Source organism: Mycobacterium sp. E1214, assembly GCF_001666755.1.
Lineage (GTDB): Bacteria > Actinomycetota > Actinomycetes > Mycobacteriales > Mycobacteriaceae > Mycobacterium.
Genome location: NZ_LZJC01000028.1, coordinates 1 through 16,125, shown reverse-complemented (window position 1 = coordinate 16,125; position 16,125 = coordinate 1). Strand labels below are relative to the sequence as shown.

The 16,125-nt window shown below is 70.3% G+C and carries 17 protein-coding genes and 1 pseudogene; 8 read left to right on the top strand and 10 right to left on the bottom strand.

What is annotated here, in order from left to right:
* The first annotated feature begins 410 nt into the window (after positions 1-410).
* From A5700_RS26800 to A5700_RS03500, 8 genes and pseudogenes are all read left to right on the top strand, one after another.
* Positions 411-865 (top strand): annotated as a pseudogene (locus A5700_RS26800) (type II toxin-antitoxin system Phd/YefM family antitoxin).
* Positions 866-868: 3 nt separating this feature from the next.
* A complete protein-coding gene (locus tag A5700_RS03530) occupies positions 869-1,303 on the top strand; it encodes a type II toxin-antitoxin system VapC family toxin (RefSeq protein ID WP_012394840.1) in 435 nt (144 codons plus the stop codon).
* A 231-nt stretch (positions 1,304-1,534) separates the two neighbouring features.
* A complete protein-coding gene (locus A5700_RS03525; protein ID WP_068067876.1) occupies positions 1,535-3,208 on the top strand; it encodes a PP2C family protein-serine/threonine phosphatase in 1,674 nt (557 codons plus the stop codon).
* Positions 3,205-4,299 carry a B12-binding domain-containing protein gene (locus tag A5700_RS03520; protein ID WP_068067879.1) on the top strand — a complete coding sequence of 365 codons (1,095 nt, stop codon included), beginning with the start codon at positions 3,205-3,207 and terminating at the stop codon, positions 4,297-4,299. Before A5700_RS03525 ends, A5700_RS03520 begins: the two co-directional genes overlap by 4 nt.
* The gene (locus tag A5700_RS03515) at positions 4,296-4,676 is read left to right on the top strand and encodes an STAS domain-containing protein (RefSeq protein ID WP_068067882.1); all 381 of its coding nucleotides are present in this window, start codon (positions 4,296-4,298) and stop codon (positions 4,674-4,676) included. The genes A5700_RS03520 and A5700_RS03515 overlap by 4 nt, the downstream gene beginning before the upstream one ends.
* A 194-nt stretch (positions 4,677-4,870) precedes the next feature.
* Complete coding sequence (locus A5700_RS03510; protein WP_231973735.1) at positions 4,871-5,545, top strand: cysteine hydrolase; 675 nt, start codon at positions 4,871-4,873, stop codon at positions 5,543-5,545.
* Between the two features lie 43 nt (positions 5,546-5,588).
* The gene (locus tag A5700_RS03505; RefSeq protein WP_068067885.1) at positions 5,589-6,443 is read left to right on the top strand and encodes an MBL fold metallo-hydrolase; all 855 of its coding nucleotides are present in this window, start codon (positions 5,589-5,591) and stop codon (positions 6,441-6,443) included.
* A 339-nt stretch (positions 6,444-6,782) separates the two neighbouring features.
* Entirely contained in the window at positions 6,783-7,460 is a 678-nt protein-coding gene (locus A5700_RS03500) for a phosphoribosyltransferase (RefSeq protein ID WP_068067888.1), read from the top strand.
* Positions 7,461-7,478: 18 nt separating this feature from the next.
* Here A5700_RS03500 and A5700_RS03495 read toward each other — a convergent pair whose 3' ends face one another.
* The 10 genes from A5700_RS03495 to A5700_RS03450 form a co-directional block, all read right to left on the bottom strand.
* Positions 7,479-7,808, bottom strand: a complete 330-nt coding sequence (locus A5700_RS03495; RefSeq protein ID WP_068067891.1) for a phage holin family protein — start codon at positions 7,806-7,808, stop codon at positions 7,479-7,481.
* Positions 7,809-7,893: 85 nt separating this feature from the next.
* On the bottom strand, positions 7,894-8,700 hold the full coding sequence (locus A5700_RS03490; protein ID WP_068067894.1) for a DivIVA domain-containing protein: 807 nt from the start codon (positions 8,698-8,700) through the stop codon (positions 7,894-7,896).
* A gap of 285 nt (positions 8,701-8,985) precedes the next feature.
* Entirely contained in the window at positions 8,986-9,276 is a 291-nt protein-coding gene (locus tag A5700_RS03485; RefSeq protein WP_003878110.1) for a YggT family protein, read from the bottom strand.
* A gap of 169 nt (positions 9,277-9,445) precedes the next feature.
* Positions 9,446-10,108, bottom strand: coding sequence for a cell division protein SepF (locus tag A5700_RS03480; protein WP_068067897.1), 663 nt, complete (start codon positions 10,106-10,108; stop codon positions 9,446-9,448).
* 66 nt (positions 10,109-10,174) lie between these two features.
* Positions 10,175-10,954 (bottom strand): YggS family pyridoxal phosphate-dependent enzyme, encoded by a 780-nt coding sequence (locus A5700_RS03475; protein ID WP_068067931.1) that lies wholly within the window; start codon positions 10,952-10,954, stop codon positions 10,175-10,177.
* Between the two features lie 5 nt (positions 10,955-10,959).
* Positions 10,960-11,667: a peptidoglycan editing factor PgeF gene (gene pgeF / locus A5700_RS03470; RefSeq protein ID WP_068067900.1), complete on the bottom strand. Its 708-nt coding sequence runs from the start codon at positions 11,665-11,667 to the stop codon at positions 10,960-10,962.
* 61 nt (positions 11,668-11,728) lie between these two features.
* A complete protein-coding gene (gene ftsZ, locus A5700_RS03465; protein ID WP_068067929.1) occupies positions 11,729-12,883 on the bottom strand; it encodes a cell division protein FtsZ in 1,155 nt (384 codons plus the stop codon).
* Positions 12,884-13,088: 205 nt separating this feature from the next.
* Positions 13,089-14,045: a cell division protein FtsQ/DivIB gene (locus tag A5700_RS03460; RefSeq protein WP_068067903.1), complete on the bottom strand. Its 957-nt coding sequence runs from the start codon at positions 14,043-14,045 to the stop codon at positions 13,089-13,091.
* Positions 14,042-15,499, bottom strand: coding sequence for a UDP-N-acetylmuramate--L-alanine ligase (murC, locus tag A5700_RS03455; RefSeq protein WP_068067933.1), 1,458 nt, complete (start codon positions 15,497-15,499; stop codon positions 14,042-14,044). Before murC ends, A5700_RS03460 begins: the two co-directional genes overlap by 4 nt.
* A 41-nt stretch (positions 15,500-15,540) precedes the next feature.
* Positions 15,541-16,125 (bottom strand): glycosyltransferase (locus A5700_RS03450; RefSeq protein ID WP_304442425.1); only part of this gene is annotated, 585 nt, incomplete at its 5' end.

Below are 16,125 nucleotides of genomic sequence, written 5' to 3'. Positions count from 1 at the left end.
TTGAATTTCAAACGGGTAGTTGTGATTTCGGTCTCTTAGCCACGGTCTCGGGGTAATGCCACCAACTGGACATGTGGAGCCAACTGTTCTGGGACGCCTACACCAGCTTGAAGCACGCTCCGTCATACGAATACGATCCAAGGGATGTCGAGGTTCTTCGCGACTCAGGCCAACTGTTACTACTGGGAGAGTCGTTCAATCGGGTCGCTGGCAACAGAACGCCAATGAAGGCGATCGTCGGCAGTCACCGCACACAGCACCTCACGCAGAGAATTCAAGAGCCCGCTGCTGCAAGCTAGACCCGGCGTCCGACACCGAGGCGCTGCCGTCTTCATACAGCTGACCACGAACGCCAGCCGCGCCGAAGTCCCACCGGGGACGGCAAACACCTTCCGCCGCAACACCTTCGGATGCAGCTTGGACGGAAGGCCACCAGCCACCATAATATCGACCGTCTCGGCGTCGCCAGCACCGCGGACGAATCGGTGTACCGGCCCGTTGCCACCTCGCCTCCGGCTTGCGCGGGTCAATCTCTCAGGTCGTCGTTGCCACACTCAGAAGTGACATGTACAAATCACGGTTCAGCGAGTGTACAGTTCACGGTGTGGAGGTATCCGTGACCGAGTTGCGCGCGCACCTTAGCGATTGGCTCGATCGAGTTCGGGCTGGTGATGAGGTCGTCATCACCGACCGCGGGATTCCGGTCGCGCGACTCGCTGCGCTGGACAGCGCAGGCACCTTGGAGCGTCTCACGGCCGAAGGCGTGATTGCCAGGGCCACCGCGCAGCGGCCCGTCGCTGCGGGACGGTCCCGGCCCCGACCGCGGCGGCCGGTGTCTGACCAGGTCAGCGACCAGCGGCGCTGACCGGTGCCGCTCGTCTACTTCGACGCCAGCGCCTTCGTTAAACTTCTCACCACCGAGACAGGAAGCTCGCTGGCATCCGCGCTGTGGGACGGCTGCGACGCCGCATTGTCCAGCCGCCTGGCCTACCCCGAAGTCCGCGCCGCACTCGCTGCAGCAGCCCGCAATCACGACCTAACCGAATCCGAGCTCGCCGACGCCGAGCGTGACTGGGAGGACTTCTGGGCCGCCACCCGCCCAATCGAACTCACCGCCACGGTTGAACAGCACGCCGGCCGCCTCGCCCGCGCCCATGCCTTGCGCGAAGCCGACGCTGTCCATCTGGCCAGCGCGTTGGCAGTCGGCGAACCCGGCCTGATCGTCGCCGTTTGGGACCGACGCCTGCACGCCGGAGCCCAAGCCGCCGGGTGCCGACTCGCCCCCGCCCAACTCGACCCCTAATCCGACCGCTCGACGTCAGAGGTGGGTCGACCCCGGCATGGATGACGATCAGGTACCGATTCGCCAGGTCAGAACCCGTGTCGTAAGTGGCCAAGTCCCCCCTCGGACACGCGTGCGACATCCGGTCAAATAGGCGGCCAGCTTCTTGCGTGCGCCCTCGCACGATTCGGTATGCGTAGACTCGGCGTAGCGTTAGCCCGGTCTCTTCCGACCAGCGACAGGTCCTTTGCGATGCATGACGGTGCCCACATAGGCGTTGAGATCGATCTCGACGCTTTGTGGGCCGCTGTGCCCTGCCCCACGCTGGTCGTCGACCGCGCCGGCGCCGTGCACGCCCTGAGCACCTCTGCGCAGTCCCTGCTGCCGGGCACCACACCGGGCGACGAGATCGCCGCCGCGATCGACTGGCTTGCCGACGCGCATCACCGTCTCGTTCAAGCGCCGCCGGCCTCTGGCGCCGCTGCCGTCAAGGACCAGCGCTTGGCGTCGGGCAGCGTGGGCAGCCGCAAGTTCGACGCCTACGCCGCCGTGCTGCCCAGCGGCGAGGTGGCGTGGTCCCTGGTCGAGGACACCGGCCAGTTGCTGCGAGAGGCACAGGAGGCGCTGGCGCGCGAACAGGAGCGCACCGCGATCCTGCTCGAGGCGTCCTCGGTTCTGACGGCGTCGCTCAACGTCGACCGTTGCCGCGAGGCGACCGTGCAACTGGCCGCCCGCCATCTGGCCGACGCCGCCGTGCTGGTCGCCCCGTCGGCGGGCCGCGGCCGGCGGCTGCCCGTCTTCTACAGCGGTGCGGCCGGGGCGGTGGAACAGTGCAGCGTCGACGCCGACCCCGCGGCGGTCGCGGGACTCAGCGAGGCACTGCACGGCTTCCCGCCGGTGTCCTCAAGCTGGATCGACGCCGCGACCGTGCCGGAATGGCTTGTGCCGCAAGAGTTTTCGGGTGCAGTCGGTTCGGTGATGATCCTGTCGCTGCCGGGGCACGGCGTCTCGGCGGGGGCGCTGGTCCTGCTGCGCCGGGCCGATCGACCGGTGTACAACGCGGAGGATGAGGTTTTCGCCGGGATGTTCGCCGCGCGCGCCGGCGCGGCGCTGTCGGCCGCGCGCCTCTACGCCGAGCAGGCGGCCATCACCCGCACGCTGATGCGCGATCTGTTGCCACCACCGCTGCACGGCTTGCACGGCATCGAGTTCGCCGGCGGCTATCGCGCGTCGAAGGACTACGAGGTTGTCGGGGGCGACTTCTACGACTTCCACCCCGCCGCCACCCCGGAGGACGAGACCCTGGTGGTGCTCGGTGACGTGTGCGGCAAGGGGCTGGAGGCCGCCGTCATGACCGGCAAGATCCGCAACACACTGCAGGCCCTGACGCCGCTCGCCCAGGATCATGAGGGCGTGCTGACGCTGCTCAACCGGGCGATGTTGTCGTCCGACCACACCAGGTTCGCGACGCTCGTCCTGGCGTCGGTGGCCTACCGCGACGGCGAGGTGGTGCTGCGCCTGACCAGCGCCGGGCATCCCCCGCCGCTGATCGTTCGGGACAACGGGCAGGTCGAGGAGGCCGACACCAAGGGCACGCTGGTCGGCGCCCTGCCGCGCATCACCGTGCAGTCCTTCGAGACGTCGCTGGCGCCCGGGGAAACCTGCGTGCTCTACACCGACGGGATCACCGAGGCGCGCGGCGGCCCGCTCGGTGGCGACTTCTTCGGCGAGCAGCGCCTCGCCGCGGCCCTGACCGGATGCGCCGGCATGCCGGCCGAGGCCGTCGTCGAACGCGTCCTGATGCTGACCACGCAGTGGGTCGGAAAGCGCGTGCACGACGACATCGCCGTGGTCGCCATCACCGCGCCACAGCGCACCCACCTCAGCGCCGTCGACGGCCACACCAGGGGCAGGTACGTGGCATGAGGTCCCACGATGCCGAGACCACCGAAACCCGCGCCGACGAGCAAGCCGTCGTGCGGGATCGGCTCTGGGGCGCGCTCACCGACCGTGACGAATATGCCGCGGCGGCAACGGTTTTCGCCGCCATGGACGCGGGCATGGCGGCCGAGGACGTCCTGCTCGATGTGATCGCGCCGGTGCAGCACAAGGTGGGCACCGAATGGGCCGCCAACCGGATCAGCGTCGCCCAGGAACACGCGGCCACCGCGATCAACGATCGGGTGATCGCCGCGCTCGCCCACCACCCGGCGGGCCAAACGCCCGGGCACGGCGGCCGGGTCAGCCTGGCCTGCGTCGACGGCGAATGGCACGCGCTGCCGGCCCGGCTGCTCGCGGAGGTGCTGCGGTTGCGGGGCTGGCAGGTCGACTTCCTCGGCGCCCAGGTGCCCACCCCGCACCTGATCGCACACCTGCACCAGCACGGTCCCGACGTGGTGGCGCTGTCCTGCTCGATTCCGGTCCGGCTGCCCAACGCGCACGCCGCGATCATCGCGTGCCAGGCCGCCGGCTACCCGGTGCTGGCCGGCGGCGCCGCCTTCGGCCGCGACGGCCGCTTCGCCCGCCAGCTGGGCGCGGACGCCTGGGCGCCCGACGCCCGCGCGGCCGCCGAACGCCTCGACCACGGCTTCTCCACCGTGCGCCGGGCGCTGGGCCGCCAGCCGGTCGACGACCTGCCGCACCTGCTCGACCAGGAATACACGATGGTCAGCCGGACCGCCGCGCAGCTGGTCAAGTCGACGGTCACCGACTTGGAGAACCGCTTCCCGGCGATGAGCGCTTACACCGAAGAGCAGCACCAGCACACCGTCGAAGACATCGCCCACATCGTCGATTTCCTCACCGTCGCCCTGTACACCGACGACGACGCGTTGTTCACCGATTTCATCGGCTGGACCGCCGAGATCCTCCTCGCCCGCGGCGTGCCGGCCGCCTCGCTGCACCCGGCACTCGACCTGCTGACCGCGCAACTCAACGATTTCCCCCGCAGTCAGCGCCTGTTGCGGGCCGCAACCGATGCCCTCGCCGCCATTGCCAGCCCGGGAGCCGCCGAATGAACCTCTCCTTGAGCGTCGCGACCACGGCGCGGTCGGCTCGCTTGCACGTGGCGGGTGACCTGGTCTACGAGACCACCGACCGCATGGTCGACGCCGCCGACGAGTTGCTCGCCCAGGACCCCGGCCTGGCGCACCTGCACCTCGACCTGTCCGAGTTGGCGTTCTGCGATTCCGCCGGCCTGTCCGGCTTGCTGCTGGTGCGCCGCCGCACTTACCAGGCCGGCGTGCTCCTGCACCTCGACCACCGGCCCCGCTTCCTCGAACGAATTCTCGACATCACAGGCACTTTCGACCACCTGGTCACCACGGGTGCCGCGGAGGCGCCCGGCCCCGACCGGCGGGGCCAGAACGCCCCGGGCGAGTCCGGGGTCCGCTGAACGCCCGCCTCCACCACCACCGGGATTGATCGGCCCACCCGATCACAGCGATCGCGATTCGCGTCTTCTTCTTTGCATCGGCAGGCGGCACCATGTCGGCATGCCACCCGGACCCCGACTCGCCGGGTGGTGCAGGAAAGACCGCCGCCGCCAGACGTTCAGCTCTTGAAAACCCGCCGCCCCCGGAAGAGACATTGACCTCGTCGACGCCCGCATCGCTGCGCTATGACCCCGCCGACACCGCCGTCGTCGTCATCGACCCGCAGAACGACGTCCTGAGCCCCACCGGCACCAGCTGGGAGCTGTTGCAGGCCAGCGTCGTGGAGAACGACACGGTGCGCCACCTGGTGGAGCTGCTCACCGCCGCCCGGGCCAACCGCTATCCCGTCTTCGTCTCGCCGCACTACTTCTACCCCACCGACCACCGCTGGCTCTTCAACGGTCCGCTCGAGTCGGAGGAGTTGCGCACCAACACATTCGGGCGCAGCGGCGCGCTGAACCTGACCGGTTTCCCGGGCTCCGGGGCGGACTGGCTCGAAGAACTCAAGCCGTTCGTCGAGGACCCCGCCACCGTGGTCGCCAGCCCGCACAAGGTATGGGGACCGCAAACCAACGACCTCGTGCTGCAGCTGCGCAATCGGCGCATCAACACGGTCCTCTTGTGCGGCATGCTGGCCAACATCTGCGTGGAGTCACACCTGCGCGACCTGCTCGAGCAAGGATTTCAGGTGGCGGTGGTTCGCGACGCCACCGCCGGCCCGCGGCACCCGGTCTGGGGCGACGGTTACCAGGCAGCGCTGATCAACTACGCGTTCCTCGCCCACGCCGTTCCGAGCACCAGCGAGGCCGTGGCGGCGATGACCGGCTGACCACGTTTCACGGCGGTTCACGACTGAGAATGGACGGACAACGATGCGCGAATTGGATTTAGCGGCCGACGGTGCAACGGACTTTAGCGGTGGCGACGTGTATTTCATCGGCAACGCCACCACGCTGATCCGATTCGGCGGGTTGACGATCCTCACCGACCCCGCCTTTTTGCACAAGGGCGAGCACGTCGACCTCGGGCATGGCATCTGGGCGCGCCGCGAGGTCGAGCCGGCCTGCCAAGTCGCCGACCTCCCGCCGATCGACCTGATCGTGTTATCCCATTACCACGGCGACCATTTCGACGACGTCGCCGCCGAAGAGCTCGACAAGAACCTACCGATCGTCTCGACGGCGGACGCGGTCGGCAAGCTCGCCGCCCTGGGCTTCGAGCGGGGCCACGCCCTGGACACCTGGCAAGCGCTGCGGGTGCGCAAAGGCGAAGCGACGCTGACGATTACCGCGATGCCGGCCAAGCACGCCGCAGACGAGGTGGTCGAGCAGCTGCTGATGCCCGTCAACGGGCACCTGCTGGACTTCGGCCGCGACGGCGAGCTGCTGTACCGCCTGTACATCACCGGTGACACCATGCTGGTCGGCAGCCTCGAGGACATTCCGCGGCGGTATCCCGGCATCGACCTCGGCCTAATCCACAGCGGCGGCACCACGTTTTTGGTGACGGTGGTGACGATGACGGGCGAGCAGGCGGTGCGGGCCGTCGAGATCACCAGGCCGCGCACCGCTATTCCCATCCACTACAACGACTTCTCCGTCTTCTTGTCCGGGCTCGACGACTTCAAGAAGGCGGCCGAGGCGTCCAGCGCCGAGACGGAGTTCGTCTACCTGGCGCACGGCGAAAGCTACTCGTTCACCCCGCAGCCGGCCCCGCGCGGCGCTTGAACCCGTTCGCCGCCAACCGGTTTCGACTGCGGCGCGCTCAGCTAGCTGGTTGACGCCTTCGGTGATCGACGGCGTGGCGGGAGCGGTCCGGCTGGGCGAGCCCCGACGTCGAGGCGCTCGCAGCGACCACCGCCAGCCCTGCTCGCCCAGGGTTCCTGTCAGCGCCTTGCCGCCCGAAGCAGAACCCGATGACCACCGGGTTCAGCTTTGGGGACGCCTCCAAAGCGTCGTACGTCGTAAGGAGACGCTCGCCAGGGTGGGACGGGCCGATCCGCACCGCCGACGGCGCGGCCAAAGAGTTGTGAACGCCGCCACCGGACGTAGGGTTGGGGCAGACCCATGAACCGACCGAACGGCTTCCTCCGGCGAGCGGCGACGCGGACCTTCCGCGACCGTCGGGAGGCAGGCCGCGCGGTGGCCGAGGAGTTGGCGCCGTACCGGGACCGCGGTGACGTGCTGGTGTTCGGCCTGGCCCGCGGGGGCGTGCCGGTGGCGTGGGAGGTCGCCAGGGCGCTGCGCGCCCCGCTCGACGTCTTCCTGGTGCGCAAACTCGGCGTGCCGCGCTGGTCGGAGCTGGCGATGGGCGCGGTGGCCAGCGGCGGCACCGTGGTGATGAACGACGACGTGGTGGCCAACCTGCGCATCACCGAGCAGCAGGTGCGCGACGTGATCGCCACCGAGACGGTCGAACTCGAGCGGCGCGAGCAGGCGTACCGCGGCGGCCGGCGGATCGCCGATCTGCGCGACAAGGTGGTAATCCTGGTCGACGACGGCATCGCCACCGGCGCCAGCATGGTGGCGGCCGTCAGGGCGGTGCGCGCCGCCGGCGCCCGGTCGATCGTGGTGGCGGTCCCGGTGGGCCCGCAATCCGCTTGCCGCGAGCTCGGGAGCGAGGCCGATCACGTCGTGTGCGCGACGACACCGCCCGGATTCGAGGCGGTCGGCCAGGTATACGGCGATTTCCACCAGGTCGGCGACGACGAGGTGCGCGAGCTGCTGCGCACGCCGATCGGCTGAGCGCGGCGAGCGCCGCGCCTACTTCGCGGGTTCGTCGCCGCGGCCCTCCGCCGGAACCGCCGACTGCGTCGGCTCCGCGTCGGCCTCGGCTTCGGTGTGGCCCTCGCCGGATTCTTCCTCCGGATAGTCCACGTAGCTGTCCTCGTCGGCGGCCGCCTCGCCGTCGGGCTCGGCCTCGACGCCCGCGTCGCGGCGTTGGCGCTCCCGCAGCGCGTCGACGATCAGCAGCACCACGCCCACGACGCTGGCCGCGATGCACACCCAAGCAACCAGCTCGTTGCTGGTGACGACGGCGAACACCAGCGCGACGAGCCCGATCAGGGCCAGAACCAGCGCAATGACGAGCATCGGTCACCCTCCCAGGGGACGAACGGACCGCCGGGTCCGGTGCGCCGAGCTCAAGGCCCGGCGAACGCCGGCACGACCGGAGGGGCTAGTTGTTGCCGCGATTGAACTGGTCGAAGCTACCCGCGTCGGCGCTCGAGTCGACCGGGGCGGCGGACCCGCGCTGCCCGAGCTCCTCCAGCTGGGATTCCAGGTAGGTCTTGAGCCGGGTGCGGTACTCGCGCTCGAAGGTGCGCAGCTGCTCGAGGCGGCCTTCCAGCACGGTGCGCTGCTGGTTGATGGTGCCCATGATCTCGGAGTGCTTGCGCTCGGCGTCGGCCTGCAGGGCGTCGGCCTTCTCCTGGGCCTGCCGCAACTGCGTCTCCGAGCGGGTCTGGGCGTCGGCCAGCATCGAGTCGGCGCGCTGGCGGGCCTCGGTGACCGTGGTTTCGGCGGTGTGCCGCGCCTCGCTGAGGATCTGGTCCGCGTTGGCGCGGGCGTCGGCCAGCATCTTCTCCGACTCGGCCTTGGCCGTGGTCGTCAGCCGGTCGGCGGTGTCCTGGGCCAGGGTCAGCACCCTGGCGGCCTTCATGGCCTGCTCCTCGTTCGACGCCGCGGACGCACTGGACACCGGCGCCGGGGCCGGGGTCGGCTTGACGGGCTCGGGCTCCGCGACCGGGATTGCCTGCGTGGGCGCGGCGGCGACCGCGGCGGGGGCGGCACCGCCGCCGGAGGACAGCTCGTGGTCCAGCTCTTCGATCCGTTGACGCAGATCGCTGTTCTCTTCGATGAGCCGCGTCAGCTCGGCTTCCACCAAGTCGAGGAAGGCGTCGACCTCGTCTTCGTTGTAGCCCCGCTTGCCGATCGGTGGCTTACTGAACGCCACATTGTGGACGTCGGCTGGTGTAAGCGGCATTGTTTCGTCCCCTCAAGTTCCTGTCGAACGTTGCAGAAAGTGTAGAACGCAGTGGTAGCCGTCGTGCAACTGCCGTCCATCCTGTCACACGCGACGCGACCGTCGCGGATTAGCCCAATAAATAAGAACCAATTTCAAACAGTCAGGCCAATAAAATCGGAAACCTTGGAATTTTTAAATCGGGGCCGCCAAACCGACGCTAAAACGTGGCCGAACCGTCTCCGGATCGGAAGTCGGCGTGCCGAAGCGCCGCAATTCCGGCGGGGCGGTGCGGCCGGGATCGGATCAGGCCGCGGCGCCGAACGCCAGCTGCATCCCGATGAACGCGACCAACAGCAGGACCATGATCGACAGGTCGAATCGGACCGCGCCGATGGTCAGCTGCGGGATGAGCCGGCGCAGTAGCTTCACCGGCGGATCGGTGATCGACATGATGATCTCCAGCACCACCACGGTGATGCCGGTGGGATGCCAGTCGCGGCTGAACGACCGGATGAATTCGACGACGACCCGTGCGATGAGCAGCAGCCAGAAAATGAACAGCGCGAACCCAAGGATCTGAAAGAACAGCACCAACTGAAGAGCCCCGACCTTACCCGATGAGATGTCAAGCGCCGCGGACCGGCGCGGCGCCTGCCAGCGTACCGACCCGTGGCGTCGGCACCCACTCGGTGGCTCGCGCGCCGACGGGCAAGTGCGGCAGGCCGCGGCCCGACGAGCCGCGGCCTAGCACGTTGTGGTGAGCCTATTGGTAAGCGTAGAAACCGGTTTCGGCGATCCGGCGGCGTTCCTCCGGCGATACGTCGACATCGGCGGGCGAGAGCAAGAACACTTTCGTCGCGACCTTGTCGAAGGAGCCGCGCAGCGCGAACGCCAGGCCCGCCGCGAAGTCGACGAGGCGCTTGGCGTCGGCGTTGTCCATCGACACCAGGTCCATGATGACCGGGGTGCCGTCGCGGAACCGTTCCCCGATCGTGCGGGCCTCGCTGTAGTCCTTCGGGCGCAGCGTGGTGATCTTGGAGAGCGGGTGCCCTTCCTCGAACATCATCGCCATCCGGCGGGGGTCCATCGCCAGCGCGCCGCGGGTGGAGTTGCGCAGCCACGACCCGAAGCGCGGGCTTTGCCGGTTCATGTCGGGGCGGTCGAACTCGCGGGGGTGCACCGCGGCGTAGCGGGGCTCCTCGGCGTACCCGCCGCGGTACCCGGGCGGCGGCGCGTCGTACTCGGGCTCGGGCCTCAGTTCGGCGCGCGGGTCGTCGTAGTCGCGCCCGTCATAACGGCCATATCCGTCGTCGAATCGGGGCCGCGGAAAACCGCGGGAAGGGGCGCGGTCGTCGTAATACTCGTCTTCGTAGTCGTCCATCGGGGCCATACCGAAATAGGCCTTGACTTTGTGCAGTGTGCTCATCGTGTTGACCCTTCTAGCCCCTGGGATTTCTGTTGTTAGTGATGAAGGTGTTACTACAGTGACTACTTACGGTGACGGTAGCCGCCGCGGGCCCATTAGCGCGGTACCGACACGCACACATGTCGCACCGTGTTTGACGGCAATTTCGAAGTCGTTGGACATGCCCGCCGACAGGCCCACGGCGTCGCGGTGCGACTCGAGGATCCGCGAGTGCTCCGCCTGCAGCCGCTCGAACGCGGCGCGCGGATCCGAGTCCAGCGGCGGGATCCCCATCAGCCCGACGAGTCTCAGCTTGTCCGAGCCCGCTACCTGCGCACATACCTCGTCGACCGCACCCGGCCGACCGACGTCCACCCCGCCGCGCGACTCGTCGCCGTCGAGGCTGACCTGCACGTAGACGCGCAGGGGGTCACGGCGGTGCCCGTCAGCTTGCGCCGCGGCGACGCCCCGGTCCAGCGCCGAGGCCAGCTGCCGGCTGTCCACCGAATGCGCGGTGTGCGCCCACCGCGCGACGGATCGGGCCTTGTTCCGCTGGATGTGGCCCACCATGTGCCAGCGCGGCGCGGCGTCCGCCCGTCCGAGCGCCGCCAGCTGGCGCGTGACATCGGTCACCTTCGCGGTTGCCTCCTGGTCGCGGGATTCCCCGACGGCCCGACAGCCCAGGCGGGAGAGGATGACCACGTCGGTCGCCGGGAAGAACTTGGTGACCGGCAGCAATTCGATCTCGCTGACGTGGCGCCCCGCGGCCGCCGCCGCGTCGGCGAGCCGCGACCGCACCGCCGCGAGTGCGTGGGTGAGTTCGGCCTCGCGATCCCCCGGGTTCGCCGGGGGCGCCGTGTCCGCCATCGCGGTCACTCCATCCAGATCACGGAGGCCAGCCGACCGGTCGGCGCGTCCCGACGATGGCTGAACAAGGCGGGGTCGGCCACGGTGCAGCGCGGATCGGTGTCGACCGCCGCGACGCCCAGCCGTCGCAGCTGACCGGCGATCCCGGCCCGCAGGTCGAGGCCGGGCGTGCCGGCCGCGGTCGTGGTGCGGCTGCCGGGCAGCGCCGTCTCGACCTCGTCGGCCATGGCCGCGGGAACTTCGTAGTTGCGCCCACTGACCGCGGGGCCCAGCAACGCCGAGATGTCGCCGGGCTGCGCGCCCAGGGCCAGCATCGCCTCGACCGCGCGGGCCACGACGCCGCGTTGGGCGCCGACCCGGCCGGCGTGCACGGCGCCGACCACACCGGCACGGGCGTCGGCCAGCAACACCGGAACGCAGTCCGCGGTCACCACCGCCAGCGCCAGCCGCGGCGTGCGCGTGACCAGGGCGTCGGTGTCGTCGAACGCGGTGTCGCGCGGCCCGTCGGCCACCTCGACGCGGTCGCCGTGCACCTGGTTCATCCAGACGACGCGGTCTTGCGGCAGGCGGATCGCGGCGGCCAGCCGGGCCCGGTTGGCGGCCACGGCCTTCGGCGCGTCCCCGACGTGGTCGCCCAGGTTGAAGGTGTCGAACGGGGGCCTGGACACACCGCCCGCACGCGTGGTGGTCACCCGCCGGATCCGAACGCTCACACGACCAGTATCCCCAAAGCCGTTGTCGGCCAGGGTCTCCGTCGCCACCGACAGCCCCGCCTCAGCGGCGCATGAACGGCGGCACGTCGACGTCGTCGTCCTCGCCGCCGATGTTGAGCGTGGCGCCGTTGGTGTGCAGCGGCACGCTGACGGCGTCGACCGGCTCGAAGAGCGTCGAGGTGAGCTTGCCGGCCTTGGCCGACTCGATGCGGTGAGCGCCGCCGGTCTTCTCGGTGCCGGTGCTGCCGACGACGGGCTTGCGGCCCGCGCCCGCGGCGTCGAAGCCCGCGGCGATGACGGTGACGCGCACCTCGTCGCCGAGCGAGTCGTCGATCACGGTACCGAAGATGATGTTGGCGTCCTGGTGGGCGGCGTCCTGGACCAGCGAGGCGGCCTCGTTGATCTCGAACAGGCCCAGGTCGCTGCCGCCGGCGATCGACATCAGCACCCCGTGCGCGCCCTCCATCGAGGCTTCGAGCAGCGGCGAGTTGATGGCGATCTCGGCGGCCTTGAGCGAGCGGCCCTCGCCGCGCGCGGACCCGATGCCCATCAGCGCGGTCCCCGCGCCGGACATGATGCCCTTGACGTCGGCAAAGTCGACGTTGATCAGGCCGGGCGTGGTGATCAGGTCGGTGATGCCCTGCACACCGTTGAGCAGCACCTCGTCGGCGCTGCGGAACGCGTCCATCAGCGACACGGCGGCGTCGCCCATCTGCAGCAGGCGGTCGTTGGGGATCACGATCAGGGTGTCGCAGCTTTCGCGCAGCGCCGCGATGCCGCTTTCGGCCTGGTTGCCGCGCCGCTTGCCCTCGAAGGAGAACGGACGGGTGACCACGCCGACGGTCAGCGCGCCCAGCTTGCGCGCGATGCTGGCGACCACCGGCGCGCCGCCGGTGCCGGTGCCGCCGCCCTCGCCGGCGGTGACGAACACCATGTCGGCGCCGCGCAGCAGCTCCTCGATCTCGTCCTTGGCGTCCTCGGCGGCCTTGCGGCCGACCTCGGGGTCGGCGCCGGCGCCCAGGCCGCGGGTGGATTCGCGGCCGACGTCGAGTTTGACGTCGGCGTCGCTCATCAGCAGGGCCTGCGCGTCGGTGTTGATCGCGATGAACTCGACGCCCTTGAGGCCCTGTTCGATCATTCGGTTCACGGCGTTGACGCCGCCGCCACCGATACCCACGACCTTGATGACGGCCAGGTAGTTATGCGGGGGGGTCATCATTCGGGTTCCTCCCTGGTGGGACTGCGTTCCTGGTGGGTGTGTGGTGGTCGGTCGCGGCCCTCCCCGGCAAACTCTCAACCTCAACCATAGAGTTAGAGTTATGTCAAGTAGTTCCGCGCAACCAGAACGGTATGGGCAGGGCGCGCGCGAACCCGGCAGGCGCGCCGACGCGCCGCACGCTTTTTTCCCGCAGCCCGCGCCCCTATTTGACGGTCGGCAGGTCGGGACTGGAGACGTCGTAGGTGTGCCCCGGCTGGGTGAGCAGCGCGGCCAGCTTCTCCGCCTTCTCCTCGGTGCGGTCGGTGGTTCCCCAGGTCACCACCCGGCCGTCGCCCAGCGTGAGGGTGATCGAGGCGACCGAGGGCGCCGCGATCCGCCCGACCTCGCTGGCGACCTCGGGTCGCAGCGCAGTCAGCACCTGCAGCGCCGCCTTGGTCGCCGGATCGTTGGGCCCGGGATCGGCGACGTCGAGGTACGGCAGCGCCGGTGGCGGCGGTCCCGTCGCGAAGTCGACACCGTCGCGGTCGAACAGGTGGGGGCCGTCGGGAAAGTCCTTGACCGCCACCGGGATTCGCTCGACGATGGTGATCCGCAGCGCGGACGGATACTGGCGCTGCACGCGGGCGCTGGCGACCCGCCGGATCGCCGCCACCCGATCGGCAACCTGGCTGGTGTTGATCTGCAGCAGCGGGGTTCCCGGACGGACCCGCGCCGCGTCGAGGACCTCCTCGCGGGTCACCACCCCGGTGCCCACCACCACGATGTTGCGCGCTGACATCGCCGGGGTGAAGTAGAGGATCAGCGCCAGGCCGACGCCCGCAATCACCAGTAACACCGTCACCAGCAGCATCTTCAGGCCGCGCACCACCCCGCGCGCGGGTTTCTGCGGTGCGCGTGGCCCGCTGCCCGCCCGCCCGCTGACCCGGCGCTTGGCCTCGCGGCGCGCCTCCTCGATCGCGGTGGCGCGGGCCTGCGCGGCGCGCCGTTCGGCGCGCTCTCGCCGGGCCCGGCGGCGCGGCCCCTCGAACTCGTCGTCCTGCTCGCCCGCCTCGTCCGCGGCGGGGCCCCCAACGAAGATCGGCTCGGTGGCCGAATCGTCGAAGCCGCCCCCCGGTTCGCCGACCACGTGCGCCGGGGTGGCGTCGTTGGGCTGCGTCATCGCCGCACCCCGGGCCGGCCGGGTACGTCGCGGCTCGCCCGGCCGCGCAGGGCCGTGACGATCTCGGGCCCCAGCAGCGTCACGTCCCCCGCGCCCATGGTGACGATGACGTCACCGGGCCCGGCGGCGGCGGCGACCTGCTCGGGGACCGCGGAGAAGTTCGGTAGGTAGCGCACCGGCGCGCTGACGTGTTCGGCGACGCTGGCGCCGCTGACCCCGGCCAGCGGCTGCTCGCGCGCGCCGTAGACGTCCAAGACGAAGACCTCGTCCGCTGCGTCCAGTGCGGCGCCGAACTCCTTCGCGAATTCCTTTGTTCGCGAATACAAGTGGGGTTGGAACACCGCGATGCTGCGCCCCTGCCCGGTCTCGTCGAGGACCGCCCGGACCGCGGCCAGCGTCGCGCTGATCTCGGTGGGATGGTGGGCGTAATCGTCGAAGACCCGCACCGGCACGTCGGTGGCCCGGCCGAGCACCGAGGAGCCGACCAGTTCGAACCGGCGGCGCACGCCCTCGAAGCCGGCCAGCCCGTCCAGCACCGCGTCCACCGGGGCGCCGATCTGCACGGCCGCGAGCAGCGCGCCCAGCGCGTTGAGCGCCATGTGCCGCCCGGGGATCGACAACCGCATCGCCCGCGGTTGCGAGCCGGGGTCGAGCTCAGCGGCCAGTTGGATCTGGGCGACGGCCTCGGTGCCGTGCTGCTCCCAGGACAGCAGCGTCGCCGCCAGGGGCGCCGCGTCGGCGTCCGGCGACCCGTACCGCAGCACCCGGATGCCGAGGTCGGCGGTGCGGCGGGCCAGCGCGGCGGCGCCGGGATCGTCGACGCACACCACCAGCGCGCCGCCGGGGGCGAGCCGCTCCATGAAGGAGTCGAACACGGCGACGTAGGCCTGCGCGCTGCCGTAGAAATCCAGGTGATCGGTCTCGATGTTGGTGACGACCACGACGTCGGGCGTGTATTCCAGCAACGAGCCGTCGCTCTCGTCGGCCTCGGCGACGAAGCAGTCACCGCTGCCGTGATGGGCGTTGGTGCCGGCCTCCCCCATCTCGCCGCCCACCGCGAAGGACGGGTCGCGGCCGCAGTGCTGCAGCGCCACGATCAGCATCGACGTCGTGGTGGTCTTGCCGTGCGTGCCGGTGACCATCAGGGTGGTGCGCCCGGCCATCAGCATCGCCAGCACGACGGGCCGCAGGATCACCGGAATGCCGCGGCGCCGGGCCTCGACGAGCTCGGGGTTGGTCTTCGGGATGGCGGCGTGGGTGGTGATGACCGCGGTGGGTCCGCCGGGCAGCAGGTCCAGCGACGCCGCGGCGTGCCCGATGCGGATCTGCGCGCCGCGGGCCCGCAGCGCGTGCACGCCGCGCGACTCCTTGGCGTCGGAGCCGGACACGAGCGCGCCGCGGTCCAGCAGGATGCGGGCGACGCCGGACATGCCCGCTCCTCCGATGCCCACCATGTGCACCCGCTCGAGGCCGGGTGGCAGCTCGGGCGGGCTCGTCACGGCGCGCTCCCGGGCGCGACGCCGCGGGCGATGTCGAGGGCGGCCTGCGCGACGCGGCGCGCGGCGTCGGGGTGGCCCTCCCGGGCGGCGGCGGCCGTCATGGCCGCCAGCCGGGGCGGGTCCCCCAGCAGCCCCGAGACCCGCTCGGCGACCACCGTCGGCGTCAGGTCGGCGTCGGCGACGATCATGCCGCCCCCGCCGTTGACCACCGGCAGCGCGTTGAGCCGCTGCTCGCCGTTGCCGATCGGCAGCGGTACGTAGATGGCGGGCAGGCCGACCGCCGAAACCTCGGCGACGGTCATGGCGCCGGAACGGCAGATCGCGAGGTCCGCGGCGGCGTAGGCCAGGTCCATCCGGTCGAGGTAGGGCACCGCCACGTAGGGCGGGTCGCCCGGCCGCGGTTCGCGCAGGTCCAGGGTGTTCTTGGGGCCGTGGGCGTGTAGCACGGAGACACCTGCGGCCGCCAGGTCCGCGGCGGCCCCCGACACGGCCCGGTTGAGGGAGACCGCGCCCTGCGACCCGCCGAACACCAGCAACACCCGGGCGTCGTCGGCGAAACCGAAGTGGCGGCGCGCCTCCGT

Excerpts from the sequence above, each read along its gene's own strand:
- A5700_RS03525 (WP_068067876.1), top strand. The coding sequence starts at position 1,535 with ATGCATGACGGTGCCCACATAGGCGTTGAGATCGATCTCGACGCTTTG.
- A5700_RS03520 (WP_068067879.1), top strand. The coding sequence starts at position 3,205 with ATGAGGTCCCACGATGCCGAGACCACCGAAACCCGCGCCGACGAGCAA.
- A5700_RS03515 (WP_068067882.1), top strand. The coding sequence starts at position 4,296 with ATGAACCTCTCCTTGAGCGTCGCGACCACGGCGCGGTCGGCTCGCTTG.
- A5700_RS03505 (WP_068067885.1), top strand. The coding sequence starts at position 5,589 with ATGCGCGAATTGGATTTAGCGGCCGACGGTGCAACGGACTTTAGCGGT.
- A5700_RS03500 (WP_068067888.1), top strand. The coding sequence starts at position 6,783 with ATGAACCGACCGAACGGCTTCCTCCGGCGAGCGGCGACGCGGACCTTC.
- A5700_RS03495 (WP_068067891.1), bottom strand. The coding sequence starts at position 7,808 with ATGCTCGTCATTGCGCTGGTTCTGGCCCTGATCGGGCTCGTCGCGCTG.
- A5700_RS03490 (WP_068067894.1), bottom strand. The coding sequence starts at position 8,700 with ATGCCGCTTACACCAGCCGACGTCCACAATGTGGCGTTCAGTAAGCCA.
- A5700_RS03480 (WP_068067897.1), bottom strand. The coding sequence starts at position 10,108 with ATGAGCACACTGCACAAAGTCAAGGCCTATTTCGGTATGGCCCCGATG.
- A5700_RS03475 (WP_068067931.1), bottom strand. The coding sequence starts at position 10,954 with ATGGCGGACACGGCGCCCCCGGCGAACCCGGGGGATCGCGAGGCCGAA.
- ftsZ (WP_068067929.1), bottom strand. The coding sequence starts at position 12,883 with ATGACCCCCCCGCATAACTACCTGGCCGTCATCAAGGTCGTGGGTATC.
- A5700_RS03460 (WP_068067903.1), bottom strand. The coding sequence starts at position 14,045 with ATGACGCAGCCCAACGACGCCACCCCGGCGCACGTGGTCGGCGAACCG.
- murC (WP_068067933.1), bottom strand. The coding sequence starts at position 15,499 with ATGGTGGGCATCGGAGGAGCGGGCATGTCCGGCGTCGCCCGCATCCTG.